Below are 25,375 nucleotides of genomic sequence, written 5' to 3'. Positions count from 1 at the left end.
GCGGTGCGGCGGGCTCCGGTAGCGGCGGCGGCGGTGCGGCGGGCGACGGCGGGAGCTTTCTGCCGCCGAGCATCGAGGCGGCCTGGGGGCTGCGGGAGCGCCCTTCGAAGGGCCCCAAGCCCGGCCTGACCCTGGACCGGATCGTCGACGCGGCCGTCGCCCTCGCCTCGGCCGAGGGGATCGGCGCCGTCTCCATGGGCCGGGTCGCCAAGGAGCTCGGCGCCTCGACGATGTCGCTCTACCGGTACGTCTCCGCCAAGAGCGAGCTGTACGTCCTCATGCAGGAGGCCGCCACGGGCGCCCCGCCCGAGCTCTTCCCGCCCGGCACCGACTGGCGCGAGGCGCTGGAGTCCTGGGCCTCGGCGCTGCGCGAGATCTACCACCGCAACCTCTGGATGCTGCGACTGCCCGTCTCGGGCCCGCCCGCGACCCCGAACCTGGTTGCCTGGTGGGAGAAGGCCCTCGTCGCCTTGGGGGGCACCGGCCTCGACGCGGGCAGCAAGATCTCGGTGACCATGCTGGTCGGCGGTTTCGTCCGGAACGACGCCCTGGTCATGGCCGACCTCGCCGCCGTCATCGCCGCCGGCGAGGCGAGCCCGGAGGAGATCCTCGCCCGCTACGGCCACACCCTGCGGCGGCTCGCCGACCCGGAGAGGTACCCGGAGGTGGCGCGCGTGCTGGAGTCGGGCGTGATGGACGCCGCCGACGACCCCGAGACCGAGTTCCGCTTCGGCCTCGCCCGGATCCTGGACGGGGTCGCCGTGCTGGTGGAAGGGCGTGCCTCGTGACCCCCGACCGTGCTGCCGCCGCCGCCGTCCCCGGGCTGCGCGAGCGGAAGAAGGAGCGCACCCGGCAGGCCCTGTCGGACGCGGCCGTCGCGCTCTTCCTGGAGCGGGGCTTCGACGCCGTCTCGGTCGCGGAGGTGGCGGCCGCCGCCGAGGTCTCCAAGCCGACGCTCTTCCGGTACTTCCCGGCCAAGGAGGACCTGGTCCTCCACCGGTTCGCCGATCACGAGGACGAGTCGGCCCGGGTGGTGACCGCGGCGCGGTCGGCCGGTACGGCCCCGCTCGACGCGCTGTACGCGCACCTGCTCGACGGCCTCGCTCGACGCGATCCGGTCACCGGGCTCTGCGACCATCCGTCGGTCCTGGCGTACCTCCGGCTCCTGTACGGCACTCCGGCGCTGGTCGGTCGCCTCCACGCGTACCGGGTGAGGTCGGAGGAGGCCCTGGCGGGCGCACTGGCCGGCGGTGCGGAGGGGGCGGGTGGCCCTCTGCTCGCGCGGCTCGCCGCCGGGCAGATCGTGACCGTGCTCCGGGTCCTCGCGGAGGAGAACACGGCCCGGATCGCGGGCGGAGAGACGGCCGACGGGGTGGCGGCGGACGCGGTGGCGGCGGCGGGGCTCGCCTTCCGGGCGCTGCGGGAGGGGCTCCCGTACTGAACGGCGTACGCGGATCTCGTAGACAAGTAAAAAATGTAACCCAGTAACGTTTTCGGTTAGGCTTGCCGGAATGACGTCACTGGATTTCGAGCTCGCCCGCGAACGCGCCCACCACGACGCCTGCCGTGCCGCCCTGACCCGGATGACCGAGGACGTCGCCGAGCAGGTCGTCATCGGCGAGGACACCGCCGCGTCCGGCGCCGACGCCGAAGCGCTCGGCCGGCATCTGCGCAGCCGCGCCAAGGGGATGCGCGAACAGCCGCCGGGACCGCTGTTCTTCGGCCGCCTCGACCTCGACGACGGTCAGGTCCACCACATCGGCCGCCGCCGGATCGGCGAGGACCCGGCCGCCCCGCCGCTCGTCGTCGACTGGCGCGCGCCCGTCTCCCGCGCCTACTACCAGGCAGGCGCCCGCGACCCGCAGGGCGTCCTCCGGCGCCGCCGCTTCGGCTGGGCCCCGTACAGCAAGGGCGTTTCGGAGGACCTGACCGCCCTGGAGGACGAACAGCTCACGGCCGGCGGGGCGGTGACGGTCAGCGCGCTGCTCGCCGGGGAGATCGAGCGGCCCCGGGTGGGCCCGATGCGGGACATCGCGGCCACCATCCAGCCCGAACAGGACGATCTCGTACGCTCCGACCCGGCCGCCTCCCTGTGCGTGCAGGGCGCGCCCGGCACCGGCAAGACCGCCGTGGGCCTGCACCGGGCCGCGTACCTCCTGTACACCCATCCGCAGCGGATCCGCCGCTCCGGGCTCCTCGTCCTCGGACCTCACCGCGCGTTCCTCTCGTACATCTCCGAGGTGCTGCCGTCGCTCGGCGAGACCGGGGTCCGGCAGGCCACCCTCGAAGACGAGATCGCCCGGCACCCGGTGCGCGCCGAGGACGGCGGGACGGCGGCCCGGGTCAAGCACGACGCCCGGATGGCGGAGGTGCTGCACCGCGCGCTGTACGGCAGGGTCGACCCGGCCCCGGCGGGCGACCTCGCCGTGCGGGACGGCTCGTCGCACTGGCGGCTGCCGGCCGCGCAGCTCGCCGGGATCGTCGCGGCCGTACGGGAGGAGGCGCCGCCCTACGCGACGGGCCGCGAGCGGGTCCGCGCCCGGATCGTGCGGGCCCTCCAGCTCCACGCCGAACGCCGCTGGGGGCCCATGGGCGCGGCCTGGGCGCGGCGGATCGAGCGGGCGCGGGCGGTGACGGCGTTCCTCGACGCGTGCTGGCCGAAGGCGAGCCCGGAGGAGGTGCTGGCGGCCTTCCTCACCGACCCCTGCGGCGCTTCCGACGGAGTGCTCGCGGAGGACGAGCGGGCGGCGATCCGCTGGGAGCGGCCGCCGCGCTCGTACCGCTCGGCGCGCTGGACGGCCGCCGACCTCGTGCTCCTCGACGAGCTCGCGGGTCTGATCGAACGGCCCGAGAGCTACGGCCATGTCGTCGTCGACGAGGCGCAGGACCTCTCGCCCATGGAGTGCCGGGCGATCGCCCGACGCACCGAGTTCGGCTCGCTGACCGTCCTCGGCGACCTGGCGCAGGGCACCACACCGTGGGCGGCCCGCGACTGGGACGAGCAACTGGCCCATCTGGGCAAGGCCGGGACGCCCGTGGTGCCGCTCACCCTCGGCTACCGGGTCCCGGCGGCGATCGTGGACCTCGCCAACCGCCTCCTGCCGCACTTGGGCGCGGACGTACCCGCGGGCCGGTCCGTCCGGAAGGACGGCGAGGTGACCGTCCTGCGGGGGACGGACCTCCACGCCGCCGCTCTTGAAGCGGTGCGCGAGGCGCTCACGGCGGAGGGCTCGGTGGGGGTGATCACGGCCGACGGCCTGGTCGGTGGGGTGGAGACGGCGGTACGTGAGGGCGGGACGGCGGAGGAACGGGTGACCGTGCTGCCCGCGAGCGTCGTCAAGGGCCTGGAGTTCGACCATGTCGTCGTGGTCGAACCGGCCGCGATCGTGGCGGCCGAGGCGCGCGGACCGAACCGGCTGTACGTGGCGCTCACCCGGGCGGTGTCCCGGCTGACGCTGGTGCACGCGGAGGAGCTGCCGGAGTGGCTGGAGGCGTCGACTGCCCGTAGAGCAGGGTGAGTTCGGCCCCTATGCGGGCGAGGGCGGTACGTGCCTCCGGCGGGTCGAGGAGCTCCACGCGGGTGCCGAGGCCCGCCAGTTGGGCGGCGATCACCTCGGGGGAGGGCCCGTCGACCTCGATCGCCGTCCAGCCGTCCGGGGCGCGCTCCCCGAACCGTATCCGCCCGCCGAGCAGGCCCTCCAGGACCGGCTCCGTGCCGGGGGCGGTCCGGCCCCGTACCGTCGCGGCGACCAGCCGGTCCTCCATCCGGGCGGCGAGCGCGCGCCAGGCGGTCGGCAGGTCGAAGCCCTCGGGGCGTACGGCGGGGGCGCCGGTCTCGGTCACGGAGGTGACGCGGCCGATCCGGAAGGTCCGCAGGCCGTGCTCGGTGTCGGCGACCAGGTAGCGGATCCCGGACTTCGCGGCGATCCCCAGCGGCTGGACGGTCCGCTCGCGCGGCTCGCGGCCGGGGCGGGCGTACCCGATCCTGACCTCCCTGGCCTCGACCACCGCCCGCTGCAGCGGGGCGAGTCGGGCCTCCTCGGTCTCCGTTCCCGCCCAGTCGGTGCCGTCGGAGATCCCCGCGCGGGCGGCGGCCTCGGCGCCCTCCCGGAGGGTCGGGGGCAGGGCCCGTACGAGCTTGCGCAGGGCGGTCCGGGTCTGCGGGCTCGCGGCGGTGTCCGGTCCGGTCAGGAGGAACAGCGCGCGGATCTCGGGGGCGGTGAGTCCGGTCAGATCGGTACGGGCTCCGCCGACGAGGGACCAGCCGCCGCCCTGGCCCGCCTGCGAGTACACCGGGATCCCGGAGCTCGCGAGAGCTTCGAGATCCCGGCGTGCGGTGCGCTCGGACACGTCCAGTTCCGCGGCCAGTTCGGCGGCGGTGACGCGCTGCCGGGTCTGGAGGAAGAGCAGGGCGGCGACGAGTCGGTCGGCTCTCATGCCGCCATTGTCGCGGGGGTGTTCGCCTCCTTCCCCTCCTTCGCCTCCTTCGCCTTCTTCGCTTCGTTCGTCGGCTTCGGCGTCCCCGGCGTCCCCGGCGTCTTGGGGCGGCGCAGGACGGTGAAGGCGATGGCCAGGGCGGCGAGCAGGAGGCCGGCGCCGACGGCGAAGGCCAGGTGGTAGCCGCCGGTCAGGGCCTCGGTGGCGGGTCGGCCGGCCGCGGTGAGGCTCTCGGTGCGGGTGGCGGCCAGGGTGGAGAGGACCGCGATGCCGAGGGCCATGCCGATCTGCTGGGTGGTGTTGAAGAGGCCGGAGGCGAGGCCCGCGTCCTTCTCCTCGGCGCCCGACATGGCGAGTGAGGTGAGGGCGGGGAGCGCCAGGCCGAACCCGGCGGCGAGCAGCATCACGGGGAGCAGGTCGGTGACGTAGGAGGCGTGGACGGGGACGCGGGTCAGCAGGCCGAGGACGCCGACGAGCAGGAGGAGGCCGGTGACCAGGACGTTCCGCTCGCCGAAGCGGGCGATGAGGCGGGCCGAGGCACCGAGGGAGACGGCACCGATGACGGCCGCGGCCGGCAGCATCGCGAGACCGGTCTCGGCGGCCCCGTACCCGAGGACCTTCTGCAGGTAGAGGGCGACGAGGATCTGGAAGGAGAAGAGCGCGGCGACCATCAGCATCTGGACGGCGTTGGCGCCGGAGACGCTGCGCGAGCGGAGGATCCGCAGGGGCATGAGCGGGTTCGCGGTCTTCGCCTGGCGGACGAGGAAGGCGGCCAGGAGGGCGAGCGCCAGGGCTGCGAGGCCGAGGGTGTGCGCCGAACCGGCCCCGTACTCCTCGATCTTGACGACCGCGTAGATGCCGGTCATGAGGCCGGTGGTGACGAGCACCGCGCCGAGGACGTCGGCGCCGGCCCTGAGCCCGAGGCCCTGGTCGGCGGGGAGGGCGCGGAGGGCCACGAGGAGGGTGGCGAGGCCGATGGGCAGGTTGATGAAGAAGATCCAGTTCCAGGTGAGGGCATCGGTGAGGATGCCGCCGAGGACCTGGCCGAGGGAGGCGCCCGCGGCGCCGGTGAAGCTGAACACGGCGATGGCGCGGGCCCGTTCGCGCGGCACGGTGAAGAGCGTGACGAGGATGCCGAGGCCGACGGCCGAGGACATCGCGCTGCCGACGCCCTGGAGGAAGCGGGCGGCGATGAGGACGCCGGGGGAGGTGGCGACCCCGGCGAGGAGGGAGGCGGCGGTGAAGATCCCGGTGCCCGCGAGGAACATCCGCTTGCGGCCGATCAGGTCGCCGAGGCGGCCGGCGAGGAGCAGGAGCGAGCCGAAGGCGATCAGGTAGGCGTTGACGACCCAGCTGAGGCCGACGGGGGTGAAGCCGAGGTCGCTCTGGATGGCGGGCATCGCGACGGTGACGATGCTGCCGTCGAGGATCGTCATGAGCATGCCGGTGGCGAGGACGCCGAGGGCGAGCTGGCGGGAGGGGGTGCGGGCGGAAGCGGGCACGGGGATCACTCCTGTTCGGTGGAGCCGACAGGAGAGACGTTAGCAGAAGGTTTTGTTGCAGACTATTTTTTACGGAACGGCTTGGGGGCGTGCGGGGCGCGCGGGGTGGGCGGGGGCTAACCGCGCTGGCGTGCCCGGCGGGCCGGCCTCGGGCTCTCGACGGGGGTCTCCAGGTGGCCGGTGACCAGCAGGTTCAGGGCGCGCAGCAGGGCGGCGTGCTCGTCGTCGGGGAGGGAGGTGAGGGCGCTCTCGTGGACGCCGTCGACGATCTTCTGGCTCTCCCGCGCGACCTTGGCCCCCGCCTCGGTCACAGCGATGATCCGCGCCCGCCGGTCGGTGCTCGACGGCCGGCGCTCGGCGAGTCCGGCCTTCTCCAGGGCGTCGACGGTGACGACCATGGTGGTCTTGTCCATGTCCCCGATCTCCGCGAGCTGCGCCTGGGTGCGCTCCTCCTCCAGGGCGTGGACGAGGACGCAGTGCATCCGGGGGGTCAGCCCGATCGCGTCGAGCGCGGCGGCCATCCGGGTCCGCAAGGCGTGACTGGTGTGGTCGAGGAGGTAGGAGAGGTCGGGCTCGGTGCGGGTGGGTGCCATGGCTGTCATGCCTGCCAGGGTAACGAGGATCGATCCGTCGCGGATTATCGAGAAGTGGACGAGTGGCTCGGGTCAGGATGGACGCATGGTGACCCCGCTGCTGTTCCTGGACGTCGACGGCCCGCTGATCCCCTTCGGGGCGGGCGACCGGGAGTATCCGACGTACCCGCCCGCGCCGCCCGCGCCCGTGAGCCCGCTCCTCGCGCGGCTCGATCCCGCGCAGGGGCCGCGGCTCGCGGCACTGCCGTACGAACTCGTCTGGGCGACGACCTGGGAGGACGATGCGAACGCCTGGGTCGCCCCGCGCCTCGGGCTGCCGGCTCTGCCCCTGGTCAGGTGGCCCGGGGACGGACCCGATCCGGTGGCGGGGGTGCACTGGAAGGCGCCCGCGCTGGTGGCCTGGGCCGGCGGGCGGCCGTTCGCCTGGGTGGACGACGAGATCGGCGCGGCCGACCGGGACTGGGTGGCCACCCACCACCCGGGCCGGGCGCTGCTCCACCGGGTGGACGCCCGGCGCGGGCTCGCGGCGGCGGACTTCGAGGCGCTCACCGCCTGGGCGGACTGAGTGCCACTCCAACTGAGGCCTCACTGACGGGTGTTGGGTGATACGAGGGTCGTCCTGCCGACTTCTCGTGTCATCCGCCAGTACGGCTGACGGGGCAGGTCGGAGCAGACTCGACGGGCGCGCAGGACTTCTGGATCACACGAAGAAGCACACGAGGGGGCGCCGCATGGGCGGGCAGCAGCAGTACGACGGGATCGGCGAGGCGTTCGAGGGATTCAAGTCCCTGCCGATGATCCGCTACGGGGAGGTGCCGAGCTTCCTCGCCATGGTCGGGGACGTGAGCGGCGCGTCGGTCCTCGACCTGGCGTGCGGCACCGGCTTCTACAGCAGGGAGTTCAAGCGGCGCGGCGCCAAGGACGTCTTCGGCGTCGACATCTCCGTCGAGATGATCGCCGCCGCACGGGAGATCGAGAAGCGCGACCCGCTGGGCGTGCGCTACGAGGTCGGCGACGTGGCCGAACTGCCCCTTCTCGACCGGCGCTACGACATCGCCCTGGGCGTGCAGTGCCTCAACTACGCCGAGGGCATCGCCGGGATCGAGCGGATGTGCCGCAGCATCCACCAGAACCTGGTGCCGGGCGGCGAGTTCTTCGTGCTCGCCCAGAGGCCCGACTACGCTTTCGACTGCACGTCCCTGCCCGCGTACGGGTTCCGCTGCGAGCCGACCGGCGAGGAGACCGAGGCGGGTTCTCGCGTGCGGGTCACGGCGCTCCTCGACCCGGAGCCGATCAGCATCGTCTCCACGATCCCGCGCCGCGAGGTCTACGAGGAGTGTCTGCGGGCGGCCGGGTTCAAGGACGTGGAGTGGGTTCCGCTGCAGGTGTCGGAAGAGGGCGTCCGTGAGTTCGGCGAGGACTTCTGGGCGGACCTCCTGGAGAAGCCGCCGCTGGTGATGCTGCGCTGCCGTGCCTGAACGGCGGACGGGCTGGCCCAGGGGCGTTCCGCCGGATCACGGCAGGGGCCGCTGCCGGGGCAGGGTGTCGTCGGCGACCCGGGCACGGTCGCCCGCTCCGGGCGGCGGGGCGAGGGTGATCCCCGCCCCGGTGAGGATGCCGAGGTCCAGCTCCCAGTCGTAGCGGGAGCGGTCCTGCCAGACGTCGAAGGCGGCGCGGACGTGTTCCCGGGCCTGCGGTCCGCTCATCCCGGTGACCTTCATCAGGTGGGCGAAGGCCTGGTCCTCGATGCCGCGCACCTGCGCCAGGCCGAAGTGGGTGACGGTGTGGCAGTCGGTGCAGAGGCAGATGAGCCGCCGGAGGGTCTGGACGCGGGCGGTGGTGTCGTAGGTCCACCGCTCGTGGGCCTCCAGCCACCGCCGGGCCGCCCGGTCCTCGCCCGCCCCGCAGGCCTCGCAGCGCTGTCCGGCGCGGCCGGTGATCATCCGGCGCAGCCGCTCCCAGTCGGCCTGGGCCACGCAGGACCGGACGTTGGTGAACCAGCAGGTGCGCGGGACGAGGTCGACGAAGAGCCCGCTGCCGAGTGCCCGGTCCTCGCCGGGCAGCAGGTCGGGTACGGCCGCGGCGGCGGCCCACCGGGCCAGTTCGGCCATGCCGGCCCGGGGCGCGAACCACCGCTTGGCGGCGGGATCCCAACGGGCCCCGCCGCGCTTGGCCGCGTCCTTCTCGGCGTACGGCACGTCAAGCCAGACCCGCTCAACCGGCATGTGGAACCCCCCTGTTGGCCTCGTTCCATGGTGGCACGGGCCGCGGAGGCCGACAGGGGGTTCGGGGAGGTTCGGGGTGCTGTCAGGAACGGGGCTGGGTGAACCGCAGCATGTTGCCGGCCGGGTCGCGGAAGGCGCAGTCGCGGACGCCGTACGGCTGGTCGACCGGCTCCTGGAGGACCTCGCCGCCGGCGGCCCTGATGTGCTCGAAGGTGGCGTCGACGTCCTCGGTGGAGAAGATCACGCCGCGCAGCATGCCCTTGGCGAGCAGCTCGGCCACGGCCTGCCGGTCGGCGGGGGAGGCGTTGGGGTCGGCCAGCGGCGGTTCGAGGACGATCTCCACGTCCGGCTGCGCGGGCGACCCTACGGTCACCCAGCGCATCCCCTCGAAACCGACGTCGTTCCGCACTTCGAGGCCGAGGGCGTCGCGGTAGAAGGCGAGGGCCTTGTCGTGGTCGTCGACTGCGATGAAGCACTGCGAGAGCTTGACGTTCATGAGATCGAAGCTACGGCGGACGGCAAGATTCCGCTTCTCCGGAACCGACCGATGGGGGATCCCCTCAACTCTTTCGTACCGGCCGGGTACGGACCTTGGCGACGCAGGCGGGGATCGCGGCGCCGTCGTCGTGGCGGCGGGCGCGGTAGGCGGACGGAGTCTCGCCGACCAGCTCGGTGAAGCGGGAGCTGAAGGACCCGAGCGAGGTGCACCCGACGGCGAAGCAGACGTCCGTGACGCTCAGGTCGCCCCGCCGGAGCAGGGCCTTGGCCCGCTCGACGCGGCGGGTCATGAGGTAGCCGTACGGGGTCTCGCCGAAGGCGGCGCGGAAGCTGCGCGCGAAGTGCCCGGTCGACATGAGGGCGACGGAGGCGAGGGCGGTCACGTCGAGCGGCAGCGCGTAGTCGCGGTCCATCACGTCCCGCGCACGGCGCAGCCGGACCAGGTCCTCCAGGGTCACGTTCACCAGCATGGCACGGCGGGGGAGGGCGGGCGCGGGGTCGGCGGGGGAGGGCAGGGTCGGCGGGGGAGGGCGGGGGCAGGGTCGGCGGGGCAGGTCCTCAGCTCGCCGACGCGGACACGTGCGCGAGCAGGCGGTCCAGCGGGCGGGGCACCTCGGCGAGGGCCAGGGCGTCGATGAGCGAGCGGGCGTACTGGCTCTTGCGGCCGCTGATGGTGCCCATGAAGCGGCGCAGCTGTCGGTCCACGTTCCGCTCGCGCTGGGCGGGCTGCTTCTGGAAGATGCGGAAGGCCCGCAGATCGCCCTGGGCGTCGACGACCCGCTGCACCGACTCGGCACCGAGGGAGCGGATCAGCTCCTCCTCCAGGTCGGCGACGCACACGTAGAAGCCGAGCGGCTCCATGTCGGCGCGCGCGAGGTCGTGGCCGAGGCCCGCTCGTTCCAGGGCGCGCGCGAAGTGGCTTTCCTCTCCGGCGTCGCACAGACCGGCCAGCCGTACGTCGAGCCCCCGGGGCCCGAGCAGCTGCACGAATCTGCCGATGTTCGTCGCTCCTCCGAGCGGGACGACGGCGATGCCCTCCGCGGCGAGGGAGCGGCCGTGCCGGGCGGCCAGCGCGTCGAGCGCGACCTCGTCGCTGACCCCTTCGACCAGTACGGCCGTCCGCAGCTCGGCGCCGGCCGCCAGCTCGCGCGCCGCCGCCGCGGCCGCCGGAGCCTGCGCACCGTCGGCCGCCCACTCGATGACCGCCTGCCGGAACCGCGCTGTCGCATCCATGATCCCCAGTTTTCTCATTCATGGGGCGTGAGTCGAGGGCGACTATTGCAAGCACCTGCTTGCAATAGTTAGCAAACGCTGGCATGGTTCGGAGCATGGCATCGCTCAACGTCGGCAATCTCGGTGAGTACCTCCGCGAGCAGCGGCGGACCGCACAGTTGTCCCTGCGGCAGCTCGCCGACGCCGCCGGGGTGTCGAACCCGTACCTGAGTCAGATCGAGCGTGGGCTGCGCAAGCCCAGCGCCGAGGTGTTGCAGCAGGTCGCGAAGGCGCTGCGGATCTCCGCCGAGACGCTCTACGTACGGGCCGGGATCCTCGACGAGAAGGAGCGGGAGGAGCTGGAGACGCGCGCCGTCATCCTCGCCGATCCCTCGATCAACGAGCGGCAGAAGCAGGTGCTGCTCCAGATCTACGACTCCTTCCGCAAGGAGAACGCCGCGGAGGCCGCGGAGGCCGCCGAGGCCGCCGGAGCCGCCAAGTCCGGCGGAGCCGCCGAGGCCGCCGCCGAGGCGGCCGGGGCAGCGGCCCCCGATGCCGAACGCCGCTGAGCCAGCCCTCGCTCGTCCGTACGTCACATCCGGGAGGACCACCAGCATGGCCATCATCGACGAACTGCGTACCCCTCTCTACTTCGCCGCCGGCACCGCCGACCTCGCCGTGCAGCAGGCCAAGAAGGTTCCCGGCCTGATCGAGCAGATCGCCGCCGAGGCGCCCGCCCGCATCGAGGCCGTACGGAAGACCGACCCCAAGGCCGTGCAGGAGAAGGTGACCGCGCAGGCCAAGGAGGCCCAGGCCACCGTGCAGTCGAAGTTCGCCGATGTCGTCGGCGGTCTCGACACGGACCTCAAGAAGCTCGGCGAGACCGCCCAGGACCTCGCGCTGCGCGGTGTCGGCGTGGCCGCCGAATACGCCGTCAAGGCGCGCGAGAAGTACGAGGAGGTCGCCGCCCACGGCGAGGAGGCCGTGAAGGCCTGGCGTGGCGAGGTCGCCGAGGAGATCGTGGAGATCGCCGTCGTCGTCGAGCCGGAGGAGACCGAGGCCGAGGAGCCGGTGGCGGCCTCCGCCGAGTCCGCCGCGTCCGAGCCCGCCGAGGCCAAGAAGGCGCCCGCGAGGAAGACCACCGTCCGCAAGGCCCCCGCCAAGAAGGCGGCAGTCGCCGCCGAGAAGGAGTAGGGCCGGGCACCAATACGGGTACCTGGTGCGTTGAACCGGGTACCTTGACCGCGAGGCGCTCTTCCCCTCTTCCCTAGGCGGTGCTCAGCATGTTGCGCGACGGATTCGACTCCCTCCTCTCCCTGGTGATGTTCCTGATCTTCACCGGCTTCGCCGTCGCCGCGCTCGCCTTCGCCGCCATGGCGCGCGAGGACGCGTATCGCGCCGCCGAGAAGCAGACGAAGAAGTTCTGGCTGATCATCCTGGGCATCAACCTCGCCCTGAACCTGATCTTCCCGATGCTGTTCCTGCAGATCGCGGGCGTGATCGCCGCCATCGTCTTCATGGTGGACGTCCGCCCGGCGCTCCAGCAGGTCTCGGGCGGCGGGGGCGGGCGCCGGGGCGGCGGCTCCAGCAGCGACGGACCGTACGGTCCCTACAACGGCGGCCGGTAGCTGTCGGACCGGCAGCCGTAAGACCGGTAGCTGTCGGACCGGCAGTCGTAAGACCGACAGCCCTGAGGCCGACAGGCTTGAGGCCGGTAACCGCGAGAAGTGACGTCAGGGCCCGGGGTCATCCCCGGGTCCTGCCCCTTTCCCGGTCCCTTTCCAGGGCCAGGACCGCGACGTCGTCCGTCAGCTCGCCGCCGTTCAGGGACCGGACCTCCGTCACCGCCGCCTCCAGGAGCTCCTCGCCCCGCAGGCCCGACGCCAGCTGCCGGTTGATCATCCCGACCATTCCGTCCTGGCCCAGCCGCGGCGAGCCGGGTCCGGCCGAGCGCCCCTCGATCAGACCGTCGGTGTACATGAGCAGGCTCCACGCCCCGCCGAGCTCGACCTGCCGGCGCGGCCAGCGGGCGCGCGTCAGCAGGCCCAGGGCCGGGCCGCCGTCCTCGTACGGCAGCAGCCTGGCCGCCCGCCCCTGCCGGGCGATCAGCGGCGAGGGGTGTCCGGCCAGGCACAGGCCCGCGCGGCGCCCGTCGGGCGCGATGTCGACGGTGCAGAGGGTCGCGAAGATCTCCTCGCTCTCCCGCTCGTGCTCCAGGACCTGCTGCATGGTGGAGAGCAGCTCGTCCCCGCACAGGCCCGCGAAGGTCAGGGCCCGCCACGCGATCCGCAGCTCGACACCGAGCGCGGCCTCGTCGGGGCCGTGTCCGCACACGTCGCCGATCATCGCGTGGACGGTGCCGTCGGGCGTACGGACCACGTCGTAGAAGTCGCCGCCGAGCAGCGCGCGCTCGCGGCCGGGCCGGTAGTGGGCCGCGAACCGCAGGTCGGAGCCCTCCAGGAGCGGCGTGGGGAGCAGGCCGCGCTCCAGACGGGCGTTCTCCTGGGCCCGGAGGCGGGACTCGGCCAGTTTCACCTGGACCGCATCGGCCCGCTTGCGCTCGACCGCGTACCGGATGGCGCGGCTGAGCAGCCGCCCGTCGAGTTCCTCGCGGAAGAGGTGGTCCTGGGCGCCGACGCGCACCGCCTCGGCCGCCAGCTCCGCGTCGGCGGAGGCCGCGAGGGCGAGGACGGCGTGGCGCGGGGCGAGGCGCAGGATGTGCCGGAGCGGGGCGAGCGGGTCGTCTCCGGCGGCGGCGCGGGGGCCGGGCAGGGACAGGTCGACGAGGACGCAGTGGACATCGTCGGTGAGGAGCCGCTCGGCCTCGGTGAGGTTGCGGGCGGTACGGATGCGGACCCGGGTGCCGGCGGCGTCGAGCAGTTCGGGTACGGCGAGGGCACCCGCCGGGTCGTCCTCGACGACCAGGAGAGTGAGATCGGTGCGATCGGTGCCTGTGACTGTGCCTGTCATAGCGGTGGCGTCCATGGCGGTGGCGTCCGTAGTGGCGACGTCGCCGGGTCCCGCAACGGCAGAGACGTTTCTCTGACGCGGTACGGATACGGGCATCGGTCCGGGTTTCCTTCCCTCCCCCCGAGGGTGCGCAGGGCGCCGGGTGGCGTCCCGCCCGTCCCGGACCCTAGCGGTAGGGCGGTGCGCAGCGGAATGGCGATCAACGGGTGAGCGGCCGCGTCGTGATTGGCATATGCCGCGGAAGGGGAGGTACTTGCCCGTGTACGGCTGAGCGGGCGCCCCGAAGGCAATGAGAAACGTCACGCCGGGCGGGCGCCCATGGTTCCGCCTCCGCACGTGGACTCCGTCACGTCGGACGGATGTCCACCCGCGCGGGCTCACGTCGAGCGGACGTCACGTCGGGCGGGCGGACGGCCCCCCTCGTGTCACCTCGGGCGGCCGGCGGCCCCTGTCACGTCGGGCGGACGACTCCCAGGATCTCCATCGAGCCCGCGCCCGCGAGCGTCACGTTCCGGCCGGGGCGCGGCGCGTGGACGATCGTGCCGTCGCCCACGTACATCCCGATGTGGCTCGCGTCCTTGAAGTAGACGATCAGGTCGCCCGGCCGCATGTCCTTGATGTCCACGCGCTGCATCAGGCGCCACTGCTCCTGCGAGGTGCGCGGGATCGGCCGGCCGGCCGATCCCCAGGCGCGCTGGGTCAGTCCCGAGCAGTCGAACGAGTCCGGGCCCTCGTCGCCCCACCCGTACGGCTTGCCGATCTGGGCGGTCGCGAACTGGATCGCCTTCCTGGCCTCCGGCGTCGTGTCCGCCTTCAGGCCGGCGAGGATGCCGGTGCCGATCCAGGTCGTCTGGGCCCTGGCCCGCTCCTGCTCCTCAAGGCGCCGAAGCCGCTCCCGCTCCTCGGCGGCGAGTTCGGACTCCAGCTTCTTCGCCGCGGCGATCTTGCCGTCGATCTCCTTCTTCGCCTGGGCCTGCCGGATGCGGTTGGCCTCCAGCTTGGTCCAGTTGACGCCCGCGTCCTTGGCGTAGAGGTCCAACTGGGCCTGGGTGCGGTTCATTTCGCCGAGCAGGTCCGTGGTGGCCTTCGCCCCGGCCTTGAGGCGTCCCGCGTTGTCGAGGAAGAGCTGCGGGTCGTTCGTGAGGACGAGCTGCGCGCCGTCGGGGAGTCCGCCGTTGCGGTACTGGGCGCGGGCGGTCGCGCCGGCCCTGGCCTTGAGGGCCTCGATCTTCTCGCGGCCCTCCACGATCATCCGGGCGACCCGGACGATCTCGGCGGACTGATCCTTGGTCTGCTCGTCCGCGAGGTTGTACGCGTCGGTGGCGACGGCGGCCTGCCGGTACAGGGCGTCTATCTCCTTGCGCACCTCCTCCAGGCTCTTCTTGGGAAGAGGCGGCGGCAGCGGTGCGGCGGCGGCCTGGAGGGTCAGCGCGGGCGAGGCCAGCACGGTCAAGGCGCAGATCACGGTGATCGCGGCGGTGGCGTGGCGGCGTCGGTTCACGAGCTCCCCCTCGAGTGACCAAATCTGATTTACCGTCAGTAACTTAGTGGTGACCTTGGCGATAGTGCCATGCGAAACCACAAAGCAACAGGGGAAACCGGGGCCTGTCGGGCCGGCTCCCCCCACGGGGGACGAGTGATACGTGCGTGGCGTTCCCGGCGTACGGGAAATTCAGCGGGAGTTAGGGAAAGAAGGGGCCCGAGTGGTCACCCCCGAGGTGCCGGCGCGCCTCCGGTGTGGTCACCCCCGAGGCGCGTGCGCCTCCCGTCTCCCGCTCACCCCCGAGGCGCGTGCGCCTCCCGTCTCCCGCTCACCCCCGAGGCGCCAGCGCCTCCCACCGCACCGTCACCTCGCCCTGGCGCCACCGCCGGGGACCGTCCGTCAGGGGCCAGTCCGCCGCCAGGTCGCGGACGGAGCGGATCCACCGCTGCCGTGCGCCGAGCGAGGCGTACGGGGCCGCCGCCGCCCATGCCCGGTCGAAGTCCCGCAGGAACGCGTGCACCGGCTCGCCCGGCACGTTGCGGTGGATCAGCGCCTTCGGCAGCCGCTCCGCCAGGTCCGAGGGCCGCTCCAGCGAACCGAGCCGGGTCGCGAAGGTCACCGTCCGAGGGCCGCTCCCGTCGAGCGCCACCCACACGTGCCGGCGTCCGATCTCGTCGCAGGTGCCCTCCACGAGCAGCCCGCCGGGTGCGAGCCGTCCGCACAGCCGCCCCCAGACGGCCGCGACCTGCTCCTCGTCGTACTGGCGGAGCACGTTCGCGGCCCGGATCAGGGCGACCCGGCCGGGCACGGGCACCTCGAAGCCGCCGTGCAGGAAGGAGAGGCCCTCGTGTTCGTACGGCTTTGCGGCCTCGACGCGGGCGGGTTCGATCTCGATGCCGTAGAGGCGGGTGCGGGGTTCGGCGGTGCGCAGCCGGGCGAGGAGCTCGACGGCGGTCCAGGGGGCGGCCCCGTATCCGAGGTCCACGGCGAGCGGCGGCTCGGGGGAGCGGCGCAGGGCGGGCCCGTGGACGGCGGCGATCCAGCGGTCCATGCGGCGCAGCCGGTTGGGGTTGGTGGTCCCGCGGGTCGGGGTGCCGACGGGGCGGGTGGTGCGCGGGGCCATGCCGAAAGCGTACGGGGTGGGGGTCGGGGGCCCGCGCGCCCCGGCGGTCGCCCGGTCACGCCGGCAATCGCCTGGTCATGCGGGCGATTGCCCGCCCACCCCGGTAATGAATTGGCAAAGTGCCGTGTGCGATGGAAATGAAAGGGTCCATTCCGGTGTTGTCCGGGCCGGAGGGCGCACCACGCCCTCCCGCCGTCATGCCCACGGCGCCCATGCTCAGCCCCCGAGCGGAAGGACGGCCGACGTGAGCCAGTACGTGTCCCGGTTCGCCGGTACCCGGCACCGGCACCCGGCACCGACCCGGCTCCGGCTCCCCGGCCGGAACCGCACCCCGCGCCGCGTGGCCATGCTCAGCGTCCACACCTCCCCGCTGCACCAGCCCGGCACGGGCGACGCGGGCGGCATGAACGTCTACATCGTCGAGCTGGCGAAACGACTCGCCGCCATCGACATCGAGGTCGAGATCTTCACCCGGGCCACCACCGGCGGCCTCCCCCCGGTGGTCGAGCTCACCCCCGGCGTCCTGGTCCGGCACGTCGACGCGGGCCCCTACGAGGGCCTGGCCAAGGAAGAGCTGCCGGCCCAGCTGTGCGCCTTCACGCACGGCGTGATGCAGGCGTGGGCGGGTCACCGCCCCGGCCACTACGACCTGGTCCACTCCCACTACTGGCTCTCCGGCCACGTCGGCTGGCTGGCCGCCGAGCGCTGGGGCGTCCCGCTCGTCCACGCCATGCACACCATGGCGAAGGTCAAGAACGCGGCGCTCGCCGAGGGCGACACGCCCGAGCCCGCGGCCCGGGTGATCGGTGAGACGCAGATCGTCGACGCCGCCGACCGGCTCATCGCGAACACGGCCGAGGAGGCCGACGAGCTCGCCCGCTTCTACGACGCGGACCCCGGCAAGATCGCGGTCGTCCACCCGGGTGTCAACCTCGACCACTTCCGCCCCGCCGACGGCCGCGCCGCCGCCCGCGCCCGGCTCGGGCTGCCGCAGGACGCCTTCATCCCGGTCTTCGCCGGCCGCATCCAGCCGCTGAAGGCCCCGGACATCCTGCTGCGCGCCGCCGCCGAGCTGCTGGACCGGGATCCCTCCCTCCGCTCCCGCATGATCGTTCCTGTGGTCGGCGGCCCGAGCGGCAGCGGTCTCGCGAAGCCGGAGGGGCTGCAGAAGCTGGCCGCCCGGCTCGGCATCGCGGACATCGTGCGCTTCCACCCGCCGGTGGGCCAGGACCGGCTCGCCGACTGGTTCCGGGCGGCGAGCGTGCTCGTCATGCCCTCGTACAGCGAGTCCTTCGGCCTGGTCGCGATCGAGGCGCAGGCGGCCGGGACCCCGGTCGTCGCGGCGGCGGTGGGCGGCCTGCCCGTCGCCGTACGGGACGACGTGACCGGCTTCCTCGTCCAGGGGCACGACCCGGTGGACTACGCCCGCGCGCTGGGCCGGTTCGTGGCGGACCCGTCGCTCTCGGCCCGGATGGGGGCGGCGGCCGCCCTGCACGCCGGGTCCTTCGGCTGGGACACGGCGGCCTCGGGCACGGCGGATGTGTACACCGCTGCCGTGCACGACCATCGGCTGCGGGAGAACCGCCGTCGCGTACGCTCCCACCATGGCTGATCTTGAGGACGTCCGGCGGACCGTCGAGGACACGTTCAAGGACGCGGAACTGGAGTGGGAGTCGCCCGAGCCGGGCTCCTACGTGGTCAAACTCCCCGGCACGCGCAAGCTCTTCACCACGCTGTCGCTGCGCGTCGGCCGCCACTCGCTCTCCCTCAACGCCTTCGTCATCCGCCACCCGGACGAGAACGAGGCGGGCGTCCACCGCTGGCTGCTCGAACGCAACCTCAAGCTGTACGGGGTGAGTTACGCGGTCGACGGCCTCGGCGACATCTACCTCGCCGGCAAGCTCCCGCTCGCTGCGGTGACGCCCGAGGAGCTGGACCGGCTGCTCGGCTCGGTCCTGGAGGCGGCGGACGGTGACTTCAACACGCTCCTGGAGCTGGGGTTCGCCTCGGCGATCCGGCGCGAGTACGAGTGGCGGGTCTCGCGCGGCGAGTCGACCCGGAACCTCGACGCGTTCAAGAACCTGACCCGGAAGTCGTCGGAGAAGCCCGCCAGCTGACCCCTTCCCGCAAGGGCCTTCTCCTGCCATGCTCACGGCCAACGCAGATCTGAACACCGTTCATATATGTGAAGGGCTCAGGTTCATGGCACTCAGCAGAAGGCAGTTCGTCGGCGGCGCGGTGGCGGTGGCGGGAGCGGCGGGCACGACGGGCTTCACCGCACCGGCCCCCGCCCGCCCCACCCCCCTCTGGCGCGAGTTCGAAGCCGCCCCCTACACCCACCCCCAGATCCCGTACGTGGGCCGGGCCGGCGCCCACGGCGGCGCCCGACGCGCGCCCCGCCCCCGCGTCGCCGCGAACGCCCTCACCTACGGGGCCACCCCGGACGGCTCCACGGACTCGGCGCCCGCGATCAACCGCGCCCTCGCGGAGGCGGGGGAACGCGGCGGCGGCACGGTCCTCCTGCCGCCGGGCACGTACCGGATCGACGACTACCTGCGGATCGGCCACAGCGGGCTCGTCCTGCGCGGCGCGGGCTCCGGCCGCACGACCCTGCTCGCCACCCGGAACCTCACCGAACTGATCGGCCCGTACGGCTCCCGCTACGGCGGCGACAAGTCCTCCTGGTCCTGGGCCGGCGGCCTCGTCTGGCTCTCCCCGCGGGCCCGGCACGCCTCCCTCGTCGCCGCGATACGGGACCGGGCCTGGCCCTTCGAGGGCTGGACCGGCAACCGCCGCGACGAGTGGACCACCCTGACGGCCGTCCGCCCGGCCCGCCGGGGCGACCGCTCGGTGACGGTCGAGGACCCCTCGGCACTCCGGCGCGGCCGACTGGTCGTCCTCCGACTCGCCGACGACCCCGACCACACCCTCCTGGAGCACATGGCGGGCGGAGGCCCGGGCCCGGAGGCGTACACCTGGGACGACAAGACGAAGCTGACCAGCTACGTCCCCTACGAGTGGCCCGTACGGGTCACCGCCGTGCACGGCCGGACGGTGACCCTGGAACGCCCGCTTCCCCTCGACGCCCGCCCGGAGTGGGACCCCCGACTGGTCTCGGGGGTCGAGCCGCTCACCGACTCGGGGGTGGTGGGCCTGACCCTGGAGGCGGTGGAGACGCCGCAGTCCCCGCACCTCCTCGACAAGGGCTACAACGGCGTCACCTTCCAGTGCGCGTACGACTGCTGGGCGGAGGACGTGGTGGTCCGCCACGTCGACAACGGCTTCGGCTTCGTCGCCGCCTCCGCCTGCACCCTGCGCCGTACACGGGTGGAGGGACGCGGCTCCCACCACCCGTACTTCTGCCGGGAGGGCGCGCACGACAACCTGGTCGAGGACTTCCGCATCGCGGCCCGTACGGTCCCGGCCCCGGCCGGCACCCAGCTCCACGGCATCAACGTCGAGGGCCTGTCCAGCCACAACGTCTGGTCGCGCGGCGTGATGGAGACGGGCACCTTCGACACCCACCGGGGCATGCCCTTCGCGAACGTACGGACCGAGATCACGGTCGAGAACAACGGCCGCCACGGCGGCGACGCCTCGGCGGGTCCCCTCTACGGCGCCCGCTTCGCACACTGGAACGTGACGGTGACGAACGGCCGGGCCGGGCTCGTGAAGATCGACACCATCGCCCCGTACAGCGCGACGGTCGGGATCAGTGAGGTCCGCGAGTTCGACCAGACCGACGTCCCGGACTTCACCGGCGACCTCCACACGCGCGTGGAGGCGTACGGAAGCCCGGGATCGGTGCACCCGGGGAACCTGTACGAGGCACAGCGCGCGCTCAGCCGTCGGCGCTAGCCGCGCCCGGCAGGGCCCTGTACTGCCCGGGGGTCGTGCCGAACTCCCGGCGGAAGGCGTGCGAGAGGGCGTACGGCGTGCTGTAGCCGACGCGTCGGGCGACGGAGGACAACGGGTCCCGGGTGTCCCGGAGCAGGGCGGCGGCGCGGGTGAGCCGCCACCAGGTGAGGTACGCCATCGGGGGCCGGCCGACCAGGGCGGTGAAACGGCGCGCCAGGGTGGGGCGCGAGACGCCCGCCTCGGCCGCGAGCAGGTCATTGGTCCAGGGGGCGGCCGGGTCGGTGTGCAGGGCCCGCAGCGCGGCGGCGGTCACGGGATCGCCCAGGGCGGCGGGCCAGGTGCCGGCCGTTCCGGCCCGGCTCGCGGGGCCGGCGTTCTCGGCCGTCCAGGAACGGATCATGTAGACGAGGAGCAGGTCGAGCAGGCTCGGCAGCGCGACCCCCGAGCCGGGAAGCCGCTCGCCCACCTCGCGGCCGAGCAGTTCGATGGCGGAGCGGAGGCCGGGATCGGCGCGGTCGGTGCCGTCCGCGGCCCGGTTCGGGAGGTGGACGAGCGCGGGTAGCTCCGCCAGGAGCGGGTGGACATGGCTGCGGTCGAGCCGGTACTTGCCGCACAGCATCTCGACCGCGGTGCCGTCCCCGGGGTCGACGGGCGGGGGCGGCCGCGAACCGGTCCCGTCCAGCCACCGCTCGAAGGACACCGCGCGCGCGAGCCTCGCCGCGTCGGCGGGCCCTTCGGCGATCACGTGTCCCGTCCCGTGCGGCAGCAGGACGGCGTCGCCCGGACCGAGTTCGACCGGGTCGCCTCCGTCGGGCAGCAGCCAGCAGTTCCCCTCCAGGACGACGTGGAAGCCCGCGCCGTCGTACGGGGCGAGGCGGGTGCACCAGCTCCCGGCGACCCGCACCCGTTGGGAGGAGGGCCGCCCGATCCGTACGGCCGAGATCGCGTCGCTCACCACGTCCATCGCGCCAGCGTAGTCCCGCCGGACGGATCCGCGGTGAGACGTACGCGTATCCAACGGAGCCGTACGGGCATTGAGAGGCTCAATCGTGCCCCCTAACGTCGACGGCATGACGGATGAGAGCGCACAGCGCATGGTCCTGGGAGACGTCGAGATCGTCCGGGTCGTCGAGTGGCAGGGGCCGTTCGCCGGCACCCGCGAGCTCGTCCCCTCGGCCGGCGAGGAGACGTGGAAGGACAACGAGGACTGGCTGGCGCCGGACCACTGGGAGCCGGAGGGTGACCGGGCGGTCATGTCCCTGCAGACGTGGGTGCTGCGCAGCGGGGGCCGGACGATCCTGGTCGACACGGGGGTGGGCAATGGGCGCGAGCGGCCCGGCTCGCCGCAGTTCCACCACTGGCAGGGGGACTTCCTCGGCCTCCTGGAACGGGCCGGCGTCCGACCCGAGGACGTGGACGTCGTCGTCAACACCCATCTCCACGCCGACCACGTCGGCTGGAACACCCGGGCCGCCGAGGGCGCGGAGGGCGCGGAGGGGGAGTGGGTGCCGACCTTCCCGCACGCCCAGTACCTCGTACCGGCGGCCGACGACGCCCACTTCGGGCCGGACAACGCCTACGGCGGCGGCCTGAGCGAGGACGACCGGCTCGTCTACGAGGACAGCGTCGCGCCCCTCCACCGCGCGGGCCGGACCGTGCTCTGGGACGGCGTCCACCGCATCGACGAGCACCTCACCCTGGAGTCCGCGCCCGGTCACACACCCGGCTCGGCCGTACTGCGGCTCGCGTCGGGGGGAGAGCGGGCGGTCTTCGTCGGGGACCTCCTGCACAGTCCCGTGCAGATCCTCGACCCCGCGCACAACAGCTGCTTCTGCCTGGACGCGGCGGCGGCGTCGGTCAGCCGCCGCCGGATCCTCGAACGGGCCGCCGACGAGCGGGAGCTGGTCGTGCCCGCGCACTTCGGCGGGTCGGGCACCGCCGAAGTGCGCAGGGAGGGGAGCCGGTTCCGTCTCGCCGGGAGGGATTCCTCCGTCAGGCGTTGACGGAGGACTTGTCGGCGGAGTCGTCCGCGGTCCTGTCCGCGACGCTGTCGCCGGCGGGGCGGTCGAGGACGTCGCTGTCCTCGGCCAGGGCCTTGCGGAGCCGGAGGCTGTAGCCGACGGCGGCGAGGAGGCCGATCGCGAAGGTCGCCGCCCACAGGACACCGGGGCCGGGACCGTCGACGATCGCGCCGGCGCCGATCGGGGCGACGAAACCGGCGACGGCCCAGGACATGCCCATGACGCCCTGGTAGCGGCCCCGGGCGTGCTCGGGGGCGAGGCGGGCGGTCGCGGCGGCGTTCGTCGGGACGTGGATCATCTCGCCGACCGTCCAGACGACCACGGTCGCGGCGAAGGCCACCACCGAGGAGCCGGCGAGGGCGGTGGCGCCGGTGCCGACGGCGAAGAGGAGGGAGGAGAGGCTGAGCAGGACGACGGGGGAGCGCTTGTCGGTCAGCTTGTTGACGAGCAGCTGGAAGCCGACGATCACGATGCCGTTGACGGCGATGACGACGCCGTAGGAGGAGGGGGAGAGGCCCTTGTCCGCCATGGTGAGGGGGAGGCCGATCCAGGGGGCGGTGAAGACGACGCAGACGAAGAGGTTGAGGAGGACGAGGGTGCGGAAGGGGGCGTCGCGCAGCACGGTGAACATGCTGACCTCGGCTTCGACGACCGGCTTGCCGGCCTTGTCGGTCCGGGCCTCGGGGCGGGTCTCGGGGAGGCGGAGGAAGACGATGACGGCGCACAGGACGGTGGCGACGGCGTCGACGACGAACAGCGTCCGGTAACCGAGGAAGATCGCGGCGCCGCCGGCGATGGAGGCGATGGCGAAGCCGAGGTTGAGGGCCCAGTAGTTGAGGGCGTAGGCCCGGCGCACGTCGTGGGCGGGGACCATGTCGGCGATGGTGGCGTTGATGGAGGGTCGGACGGCCTGCATGGCGACGCCCATGAGGAGGACGACCGTCGCGATGGCCCAGGCGCTGGTGACGACGGCGAGGGCGGCGGCGGAGGCGGCGGCCGCGAGGTGCATGGTGACCATGGTGGGGCGGCGGCCCCAGCGGTCGGTGAGCGCGCCGCCGAGCGGGGAACCGGCGACGCCGCCGAGGCCGTGGAGGGCGACGACGAGTCCGGCGAACCACGCCGAGTGCCCGAGTTCCACCGTCAGATAGAGGGACAGGAAGGTCAGGACGAAAGCCCCGGTCCGGTTGACCAGGGTCGACAGCCAGAGCCACCAGAAGCCCTGCGGAAGTCCGGAAACCGTCGTACGGGCTGATCGTCTGAGCGAGTCGATGGACATGTGTGGCCGGCCCCCTGCTGTGTAAACCTTGATGTAAGTCCCTCTTGCGGCAGTCGTAACTTACGCATCTCAGGTGCCGGACGCCAGCGGATTGACGACGCGCGTCAATCGTCGGCGGTCTATTAGGCTCGTACGCATGGCCGACGCACCGTACAAGCTGATCCTCCTCCGCCACGGCGAGAGCGAGTGGAACGAGAAGAACCTGTTCACCGGTTGGGTGGACGTGAACCTCACCGCGAAGGGTGAGAAGGAGGCGACGCGCGGCGGCGAGCTGCTCAAGGACGCCGGCCTGCTCCCCGACGTACTGCACACCTCCCTCCAGAAGCGTGCCATCCGCACCGCCCAGCTCGCGCTGGAGTCCGCGGACCGCCACTGGATCCCCGTGAACCGCTCGTGGCGCCTGAACGAGCGCCACTACGGCGCCCTCCAGGGCAAGGACAAGGCCCAGACGCTCGCCGAGTTCGGCGAGGAGCAGTTCATGCTGTGGCGCCGCTCCTACGACACCCCGCCGCCGCCGCTCTCGGACGACAGCGAGTTCTCGCAGGCGCACGACGCGCGCTACGCGACGATCCCGCCGGAGCTGCGCCCGGACACCGAGTGCCTGAAGGACGTCGTGGAGCGCATGCTCCCGTACTGGTACGACGCGATCGTCCCGGACCTCCTGTCGGGCCGCACGGTCCTGGTCGCGGCCCACGGCAACAGCCTCCGCGCGCTGGTGAAGCACCTCGACGGCATCTCGGACGAGGCCATCGCGGGCCTCAACATCCCGACGGGCATCCCGCTCGCCTACGAGCTGGACGAGAACTTCAAGCCCCTCAACCCGGGCGGCACCTACCTCGACCCGGAAGCCGCCGCCGCGGCCATCGAGGCGGTCAAGAACCAGGGCAAGAAGTAGCCCAAGCCACGATCAAGGCCCCCACCTGCGGATTCTCCGCGAGTGGGGGCCTTGTTCATGCCTGTGGGCCCCGGTGGGCCGTGAGGCGCCGGCCCACCGGGGGTCGTGCCGGGTTCAGCCGGCGAGTCCGCCGAAGAAGGCGCGGACGTCGGTGACGAACGCCTCGGGCTGCTCCAGCGCGAGGAAGTTGCCGCCGCGCTCCAGCTCGGTCCAGTGGGTGACGTTGTGGTCCCGCTCGGCGAAGCGGCGGATGGCGACGTCGGTGCCCAGGGCCACGGCGACACCGGTCGGGACGGTGCCGCGAGCCTTCGGGGCCCAGGCGCTCGCGTCGTGGCCCGCCTCGTAGTAGAGGTTCGCCGAGGAGCCGGCCGTGCCGCTGAACCAGTAGACGCTGACGTTCGTCAGCAGGCGGTCCCGGCCCACGGCGTCCTCGGGAAGCTCGGCGGCGGGGTCCGTCCACTCCTTGAACTTCTCGGTGATCCAGGCGAGTTGGCCCACCGGCGAATCGTGCAGACCGTAGGCGAGGGTCTGCGGACGGGTGGACTGGATGGCGTTGAAGCCCATCTTGTCCTGCTGGAACTCCTCCAGCCGGGCGAGGCGCTCCTGCTCGGGTCCGGTGAGCCCCTCGAATTCGGCGGGGTCCCCCGAGGGGAAGGTGATCAGGCCGTTGACGTGGATGCCGACGACCCGATCGGGTGCCTGGCGCCCCATCTCGGCGGCGATCCAGGCGCCGCCGCCCGTGCCCTGGACGCCGTAGGAGTCGTAGCCGAGCCGGCCCATCAGCTCGACGAACGCGCCCGCGATGCGTCCGGTGTTCCACCCGGCCTCGCCGAGCGGACCGGAGAAGCCGGTGCCGGGCGTCGAGGTCACGATGACGTGGAAGTCCTCCGCCAGCGGTCGGATCACCTCGACGAACTGCACGAACGAGCAGGGCCAGTCATGCAGCAGAAGCAGCGGGACGGCCGCCGGATTCTCCGAACGGACATGCAGGAAGTGGATGTTCTGCCCGTCGATCTCGGTCGTGAACTGCGGGAACTCGTTGAGCTCCGCCTCCGCCTTGCGCCAGTCGAAACCGTCGGCCCAGTACGCGGCCAGGGCCTTGAGGTAGTCGGTGGGGACCCCCCGGCTCCAGCCGGTGCCGGGGATCTCCCCGCCCCAGCGGCTACGGGCCAGCCTGTCGTGCAGATCGTCGAGCTCGGCCTGCGCGATGTCGATGCGGTACGGGTGGATCCGGGCGTCGGTGCTGCTGCTGATCTCCATGGATGAAACAGTATTCTCGATA

At 72.8% G+C, this 25,375-nt stretch carries 26 protein-coding genes; 13 read left to right on the top strand and 13 right to left on the bottom strand.

Annotated features, from left to right (window positions below):
• Positions 1–59: 59 nt before the first annotated feature.
• The 3 genes from OG259_RS19560 to OG259_RS19550 all read left to right on the top strand — a co-directional run bounded on the left by OG259_RS19560 (position 60) and on the right by OG259_RS19550 (position 3,518).
• Complete coding sequence (locus OG259_RS19560; protein ID WP_328947126.1) at positions 60–788, top strand: TetR/AcrR family transcriptional regulator; 729 nt, start codon at positions 60–62, stop codon at positions 786–788.
• Positions 785–1,441, top strand: a complete 657-nt coding sequence (locus OG259_RS19555) for a TetR/AcrR family transcriptional regulator (protein WP_328943449.1) — start codon at positions 785–787, stop codon at positions 1,439–1,441. Before OG259_RS19560 ends, OG259_RS19555 begins: the two co-directional genes overlap by 4 nt.
• 70 nt (positions 1,442–1,511) lie before the next feature.
• The gene (locus tag OG259_RS19550; RefSeq protein ID WP_328943448.1) at positions 1,512–3,518 is read left to right on the top strand and encodes a HelD family protein; all 2,007 of its coding nucleotides are present in this window, start codon (positions 1,512–1,514) and stop codon (positions 3,516–3,518) included.
• Here OG259_RS19550 and OG259_RS19545 read toward each other — a convergent pair.
• The 3 genes from OG259_RS19545 to OG259_RS19535 all read right to left on the bottom strand — a co-directional run bounded on the left by OG259_RS19545 (position 3,430) and on the right by OG259_RS19535 (position 6,541).
• The gene (locus tag OG259_RS19545) at positions 3,430–4,437 is read right to left on the bottom strand and encodes a helix-turn-helix transcriptional regulator (protein WP_328943447.1); all 1,008 of its coding nucleotides are present in this window, start codon (positions 4,435–4,437) and stop codon (positions 3,430–3,432) included. The two genes, OG259_RS19550 and OG259_RS19545, sit on opposite strands and share 89 nt — an antisense overlap.
• Positions 4,434–5,879: an MFS transporter gene (locus OG259_RS19540; protein ID WP_328947125.1), complete on the bottom strand. Its 1,446-nt coding sequence runs from the start codon at positions 5,877–5,879 to the stop codon at positions 4,434–4,436. Before OG259_RS19540 ends, OG259_RS19545 begins: the two co-directional genes overlap by 4 nt.
• Before the next feature lie 176 nt (positions 5,880–6,055).
• A complete protein-coding gene (locus tag OG259_RS19535; protein WP_328943446.1) occupies positions 6,056–6,541 on the bottom strand; it encodes a MarR family winged helix-turn-helix transcriptional regulator in 486 nt (161 codons plus the stop codon).
• Between the two features lie 76 nt (positions 6,542–6,617).
• Between OG259_RS19535 and OG259_RS19530 the strand changes: the two genes are divergently transcribed.
• Together OG259_RS19530 and OG259_RS19525 are read left to right on the top strand one after the other, a co-directional pair.
• A complete protein-coding gene (locus OG259_RS19530; RefSeq protein WP_328943445.1) occupies positions 6,618–7,097 on the top strand; it encodes a hypothetical protein in 480 nt (159 codons plus the stop codon).
• Between the two features lie 166 nt (positions 7,098–7,263).
• Positions 7,264–8,010: a class I SAM-dependent methyltransferase gene (locus tag OG259_RS19525; RefSeq protein ID WP_328943444.1), complete on the top strand. Its 747-nt coding sequence runs from the start codon at positions 7,264–7,266 to the stop codon at positions 8,008–8,010.
• A 36-nt stretch (positions 8,011–8,046) separates the two neighbouring features.
• Here OG259_RS19525 and OG259_RS19520 read toward each other — a convergent pair whose 3' ends face one another.
• The 4 genes from OG259_RS19520 to OG259_RS19505 form a co-directional block, all read right to left on the bottom strand.
• Positions 8,047–8,757 (bottom strand): DUF5710 domain-containing protein, encoded by a 711-nt coding sequence (locus OG259_RS19520; protein WP_328943443.1) that lies wholly within the window; start codon positions 8,755–8,757, stop codon positions 8,047–8,049.
• Positions 8,758–8,839: 82 nt separating this feature from the next.
• Complete coding sequence (locus OG259_RS19515; protein WP_328943442.1) at positions 8,840–9,253, bottom strand: VOC family protein; 414 nt, start codon at positions 9,251–9,253, stop codon at positions 8,840–8,842.
• A gap of 64 nt (positions 9,254–9,317) precedes the next feature.
• Positions 9,318–9,725, bottom strand: coding sequence for a helix-turn-helix transcriptional regulator (locus OG259_RS19510; protein ID WP_328943441.1), 408 nt, complete (start codon positions 9,723–9,725; stop codon positions 9,318–9,320).
• An 88-nt stretch (positions 9,726–9,813) separates the two neighbouring features.
• Complete coding sequence (locus tag OG259_RS19505) at positions 9,814–10,488, bottom strand: ATP-dependent endonuclease (RefSeq protein WP_328943440.1); 675 nt, start codon at positions 10,486–10,488, stop codon at positions 9,814–9,816.
• A 95-nt stretch (positions 10,489–10,583) separates the two neighbouring features.
• Between OG259_RS19505 and OG259_RS19500 the strand changes: the two genes are divergently transcribed.
• The 3 genes from OG259_RS19500 (at position 10,584) to OG259_RS19490 (ending at position 12,095) form a co-directional block, all read left to right on the top strand.
• Complete coding sequence (locus OG259_RS19500) at positions 10,584–11,036, top strand: helix-turn-helix domain-containing protein (RefSeq protein ID WP_328943439.1); 453 nt, start codon at positions 10,584–10,586, stop codon at positions 11,034–11,036.
• A 46-nt stretch (positions 11,037–11,082) separates the two neighbouring features.
• Positions 11,083–11,661, top strand: a complete 579-nt coding sequence (locus tag OG259_RS19495) for a hypothetical protein (RefSeq protein WP_328943438.1) — start codon at positions 11,083–11,085, stop codon at positions 11,659–11,661.
• An 89-nt stretch (positions 11,662–11,750) separates the two neighbouring features.
• Positions 11,751–12,095 carry a DUF2516 family protein gene (locus tag OG259_RS19490; protein ID WP_266894651.1) on the top strand — a complete coding sequence of 115 codons (345 nt, stop codon included), beginning with the start codon at positions 11,751–11,753 and terminating at the stop codon, positions 12,093–12,095.
• 118 nt (positions 12,096–12,213) lie between these two features.
• Here the strand turns inward: OG259_RS19490 and OG259_RS19485 are convergent, their stop codons facing one another.
• From OG259_RS19485 to OG259_RS19475, 3 genes are all read right to left on the bottom strand, one after another.
• Positions 12,214–13,452: a PP2C family protein-serine/threonine phosphatase gene (locus OG259_RS19485; protein ID WP_328943437.1), complete on the bottom strand. Its 1,239-nt coding sequence runs from the start codon at positions 13,450–13,452 to the stop codon at positions 12,214–12,216.
• A gap of 436 nt (positions 13,453–13,888) precedes the next feature.
• Positions 13,889–14,938: a C40 family peptidase gene (locus OG259_RS19480; protein WP_328943436.1), complete on the bottom strand. Its 1,050-nt coding sequence runs from the start codon at positions 14,936–14,938 to the stop codon at positions 13,889–13,891.
• A 310-nt stretch (positions 14,939–15,248) separates the two neighbouring features.
• Entirely contained in the window at positions 15,249–16,043 is a 795-nt protein-coding gene (locus OG259_RS19475) for a class I SAM-dependent methyltransferase (RefSeq protein WP_266894657.1), read from the bottom strand.
• A gap of 244 nt (positions 16,044–16,287) precedes the next feature.
• On the opposite strand from OG259_RS19475, the gene mshA reads away from it, so the two are divergent.
• From mshA to OG259_RS19460, 3 genes are all read left to right on the top strand, one after another.
• On the top strand, positions 16,288–17,655 hold the full coding sequence (gene mshA, locus OG259_RS19470) for a D-inositol-3-phosphate glycosyltransferase (RefSeq protein ID WP_328943435.1): 1,368 nt from the start codon (positions 16,288–16,290) through the stop codon (positions 17,653–17,655).
• Positions 17,648–18,160 (top strand): YbjN domain-containing protein, encoded by a 513-nt coding sequence (locus tag OG259_RS19465; protein WP_328943434.1) that lies wholly within the window; start codon positions 17,648–17,650, stop codon positions 18,158–18,160. The genes mshA and OG259_RS19465 overlap by 8 nt, the downstream gene beginning before the upstream one ends.
• 85 nt (positions 18,161–18,245) lie before the next feature.
• Positions 18,246–19,901: a glycosyl hydrolase family 28-related protein gene (locus tag OG259_RS19460; RefSeq protein ID WP_328943433.1), complete on the top strand. Its 1,656-nt coding sequence runs from the start codon at positions 18,246–18,248 to the stop codon at positions 19,899–19,901.
• Here the strand turns inward: OG259_RS19460 and OG259_RS19455 are convergent.
• Positions 19,885–20,865, bottom strand: coding sequence for an AraC family transcriptional regulator (locus tag OG259_RS19455; protein WP_328943432.1), 981 nt, complete (start codon positions 20,863–20,865; stop codon positions 19,885–19,887). The genes OG259_RS19460 and OG259_RS19455 overlap by 17 nt on opposite strands.
• A gap of 106 nt (positions 20,866–20,971) precedes the next feature.
• On the opposite strand from OG259_RS19455, the gene OG259_RS19450 reads away from it, so the two are divergent.
• Positions 20,972–21,904, top strand: a complete 933-nt coding sequence (locus tag OG259_RS19450) for an MBL fold metallo-hydrolase (RefSeq protein ID WP_328943431.1) — start codon at positions 20,972–20,974, stop codon at positions 21,902–21,904.
• Here the strand turns inward: OG259_RS19450 and OG259_RS19445 are convergent.
• On the bottom strand, positions 21,894–23,198 hold the full coding sequence (locus OG259_RS19445; RefSeq protein ID WP_328943430.1) for an MDR family MFS transporter: 1,305 nt from the start codon (positions 23,196–23,198) through the stop codon (positions 21,894–21,896). The genes OG259_RS19450 and OG259_RS19445 overlap by 11 nt on opposite strands.
• A 136-nt stretch (positions 23,199–23,334) precedes the next feature.
• Between OG259_RS19445 and OG259_RS19440 the strand changes: the two genes are divergently transcribed.
• On the top strand, positions 23,335–24,093 hold the full coding sequence (locus tag OG259_RS19440; RefSeq protein WP_055601085.1) for a phosphoglyceromutase: 759 nt from the start codon (positions 23,335–23,337) through the stop codon (positions 24,091–24,093).
• A gap of 114 nt (positions 24,094–24,207) precedes the next feature.
• On the opposite strand, the gene OG259_RS19435 is transcribed toward OG259_RS19440, so the two are convergent.
• Positions 24,208–25,353, bottom strand: a complete 1,146-nt coding sequence (locus OG259_RS19435) for an epoxide hydrolase family protein (protein WP_328943429.1) — start codon at positions 25,351–25,353, stop codon at positions 24,208–24,210.
• Positions 25,354–25,375: the final 22 nt, after the last annotated feature.

It is taken from the genome of Streptomyces sp. NBC_00250, assembly GCF_036192275.1.
Classification (GTDB): Bacteria; Actinomycetota; Actinomycetes; order Streptomycetales; family Streptomycetaceae; genus Streptomyces.
The sequence above is the reverse complement of the archived record's forward strand: the minus strand, read 5'-3'. Positions and strand labels throughout refer to the sequence as shown.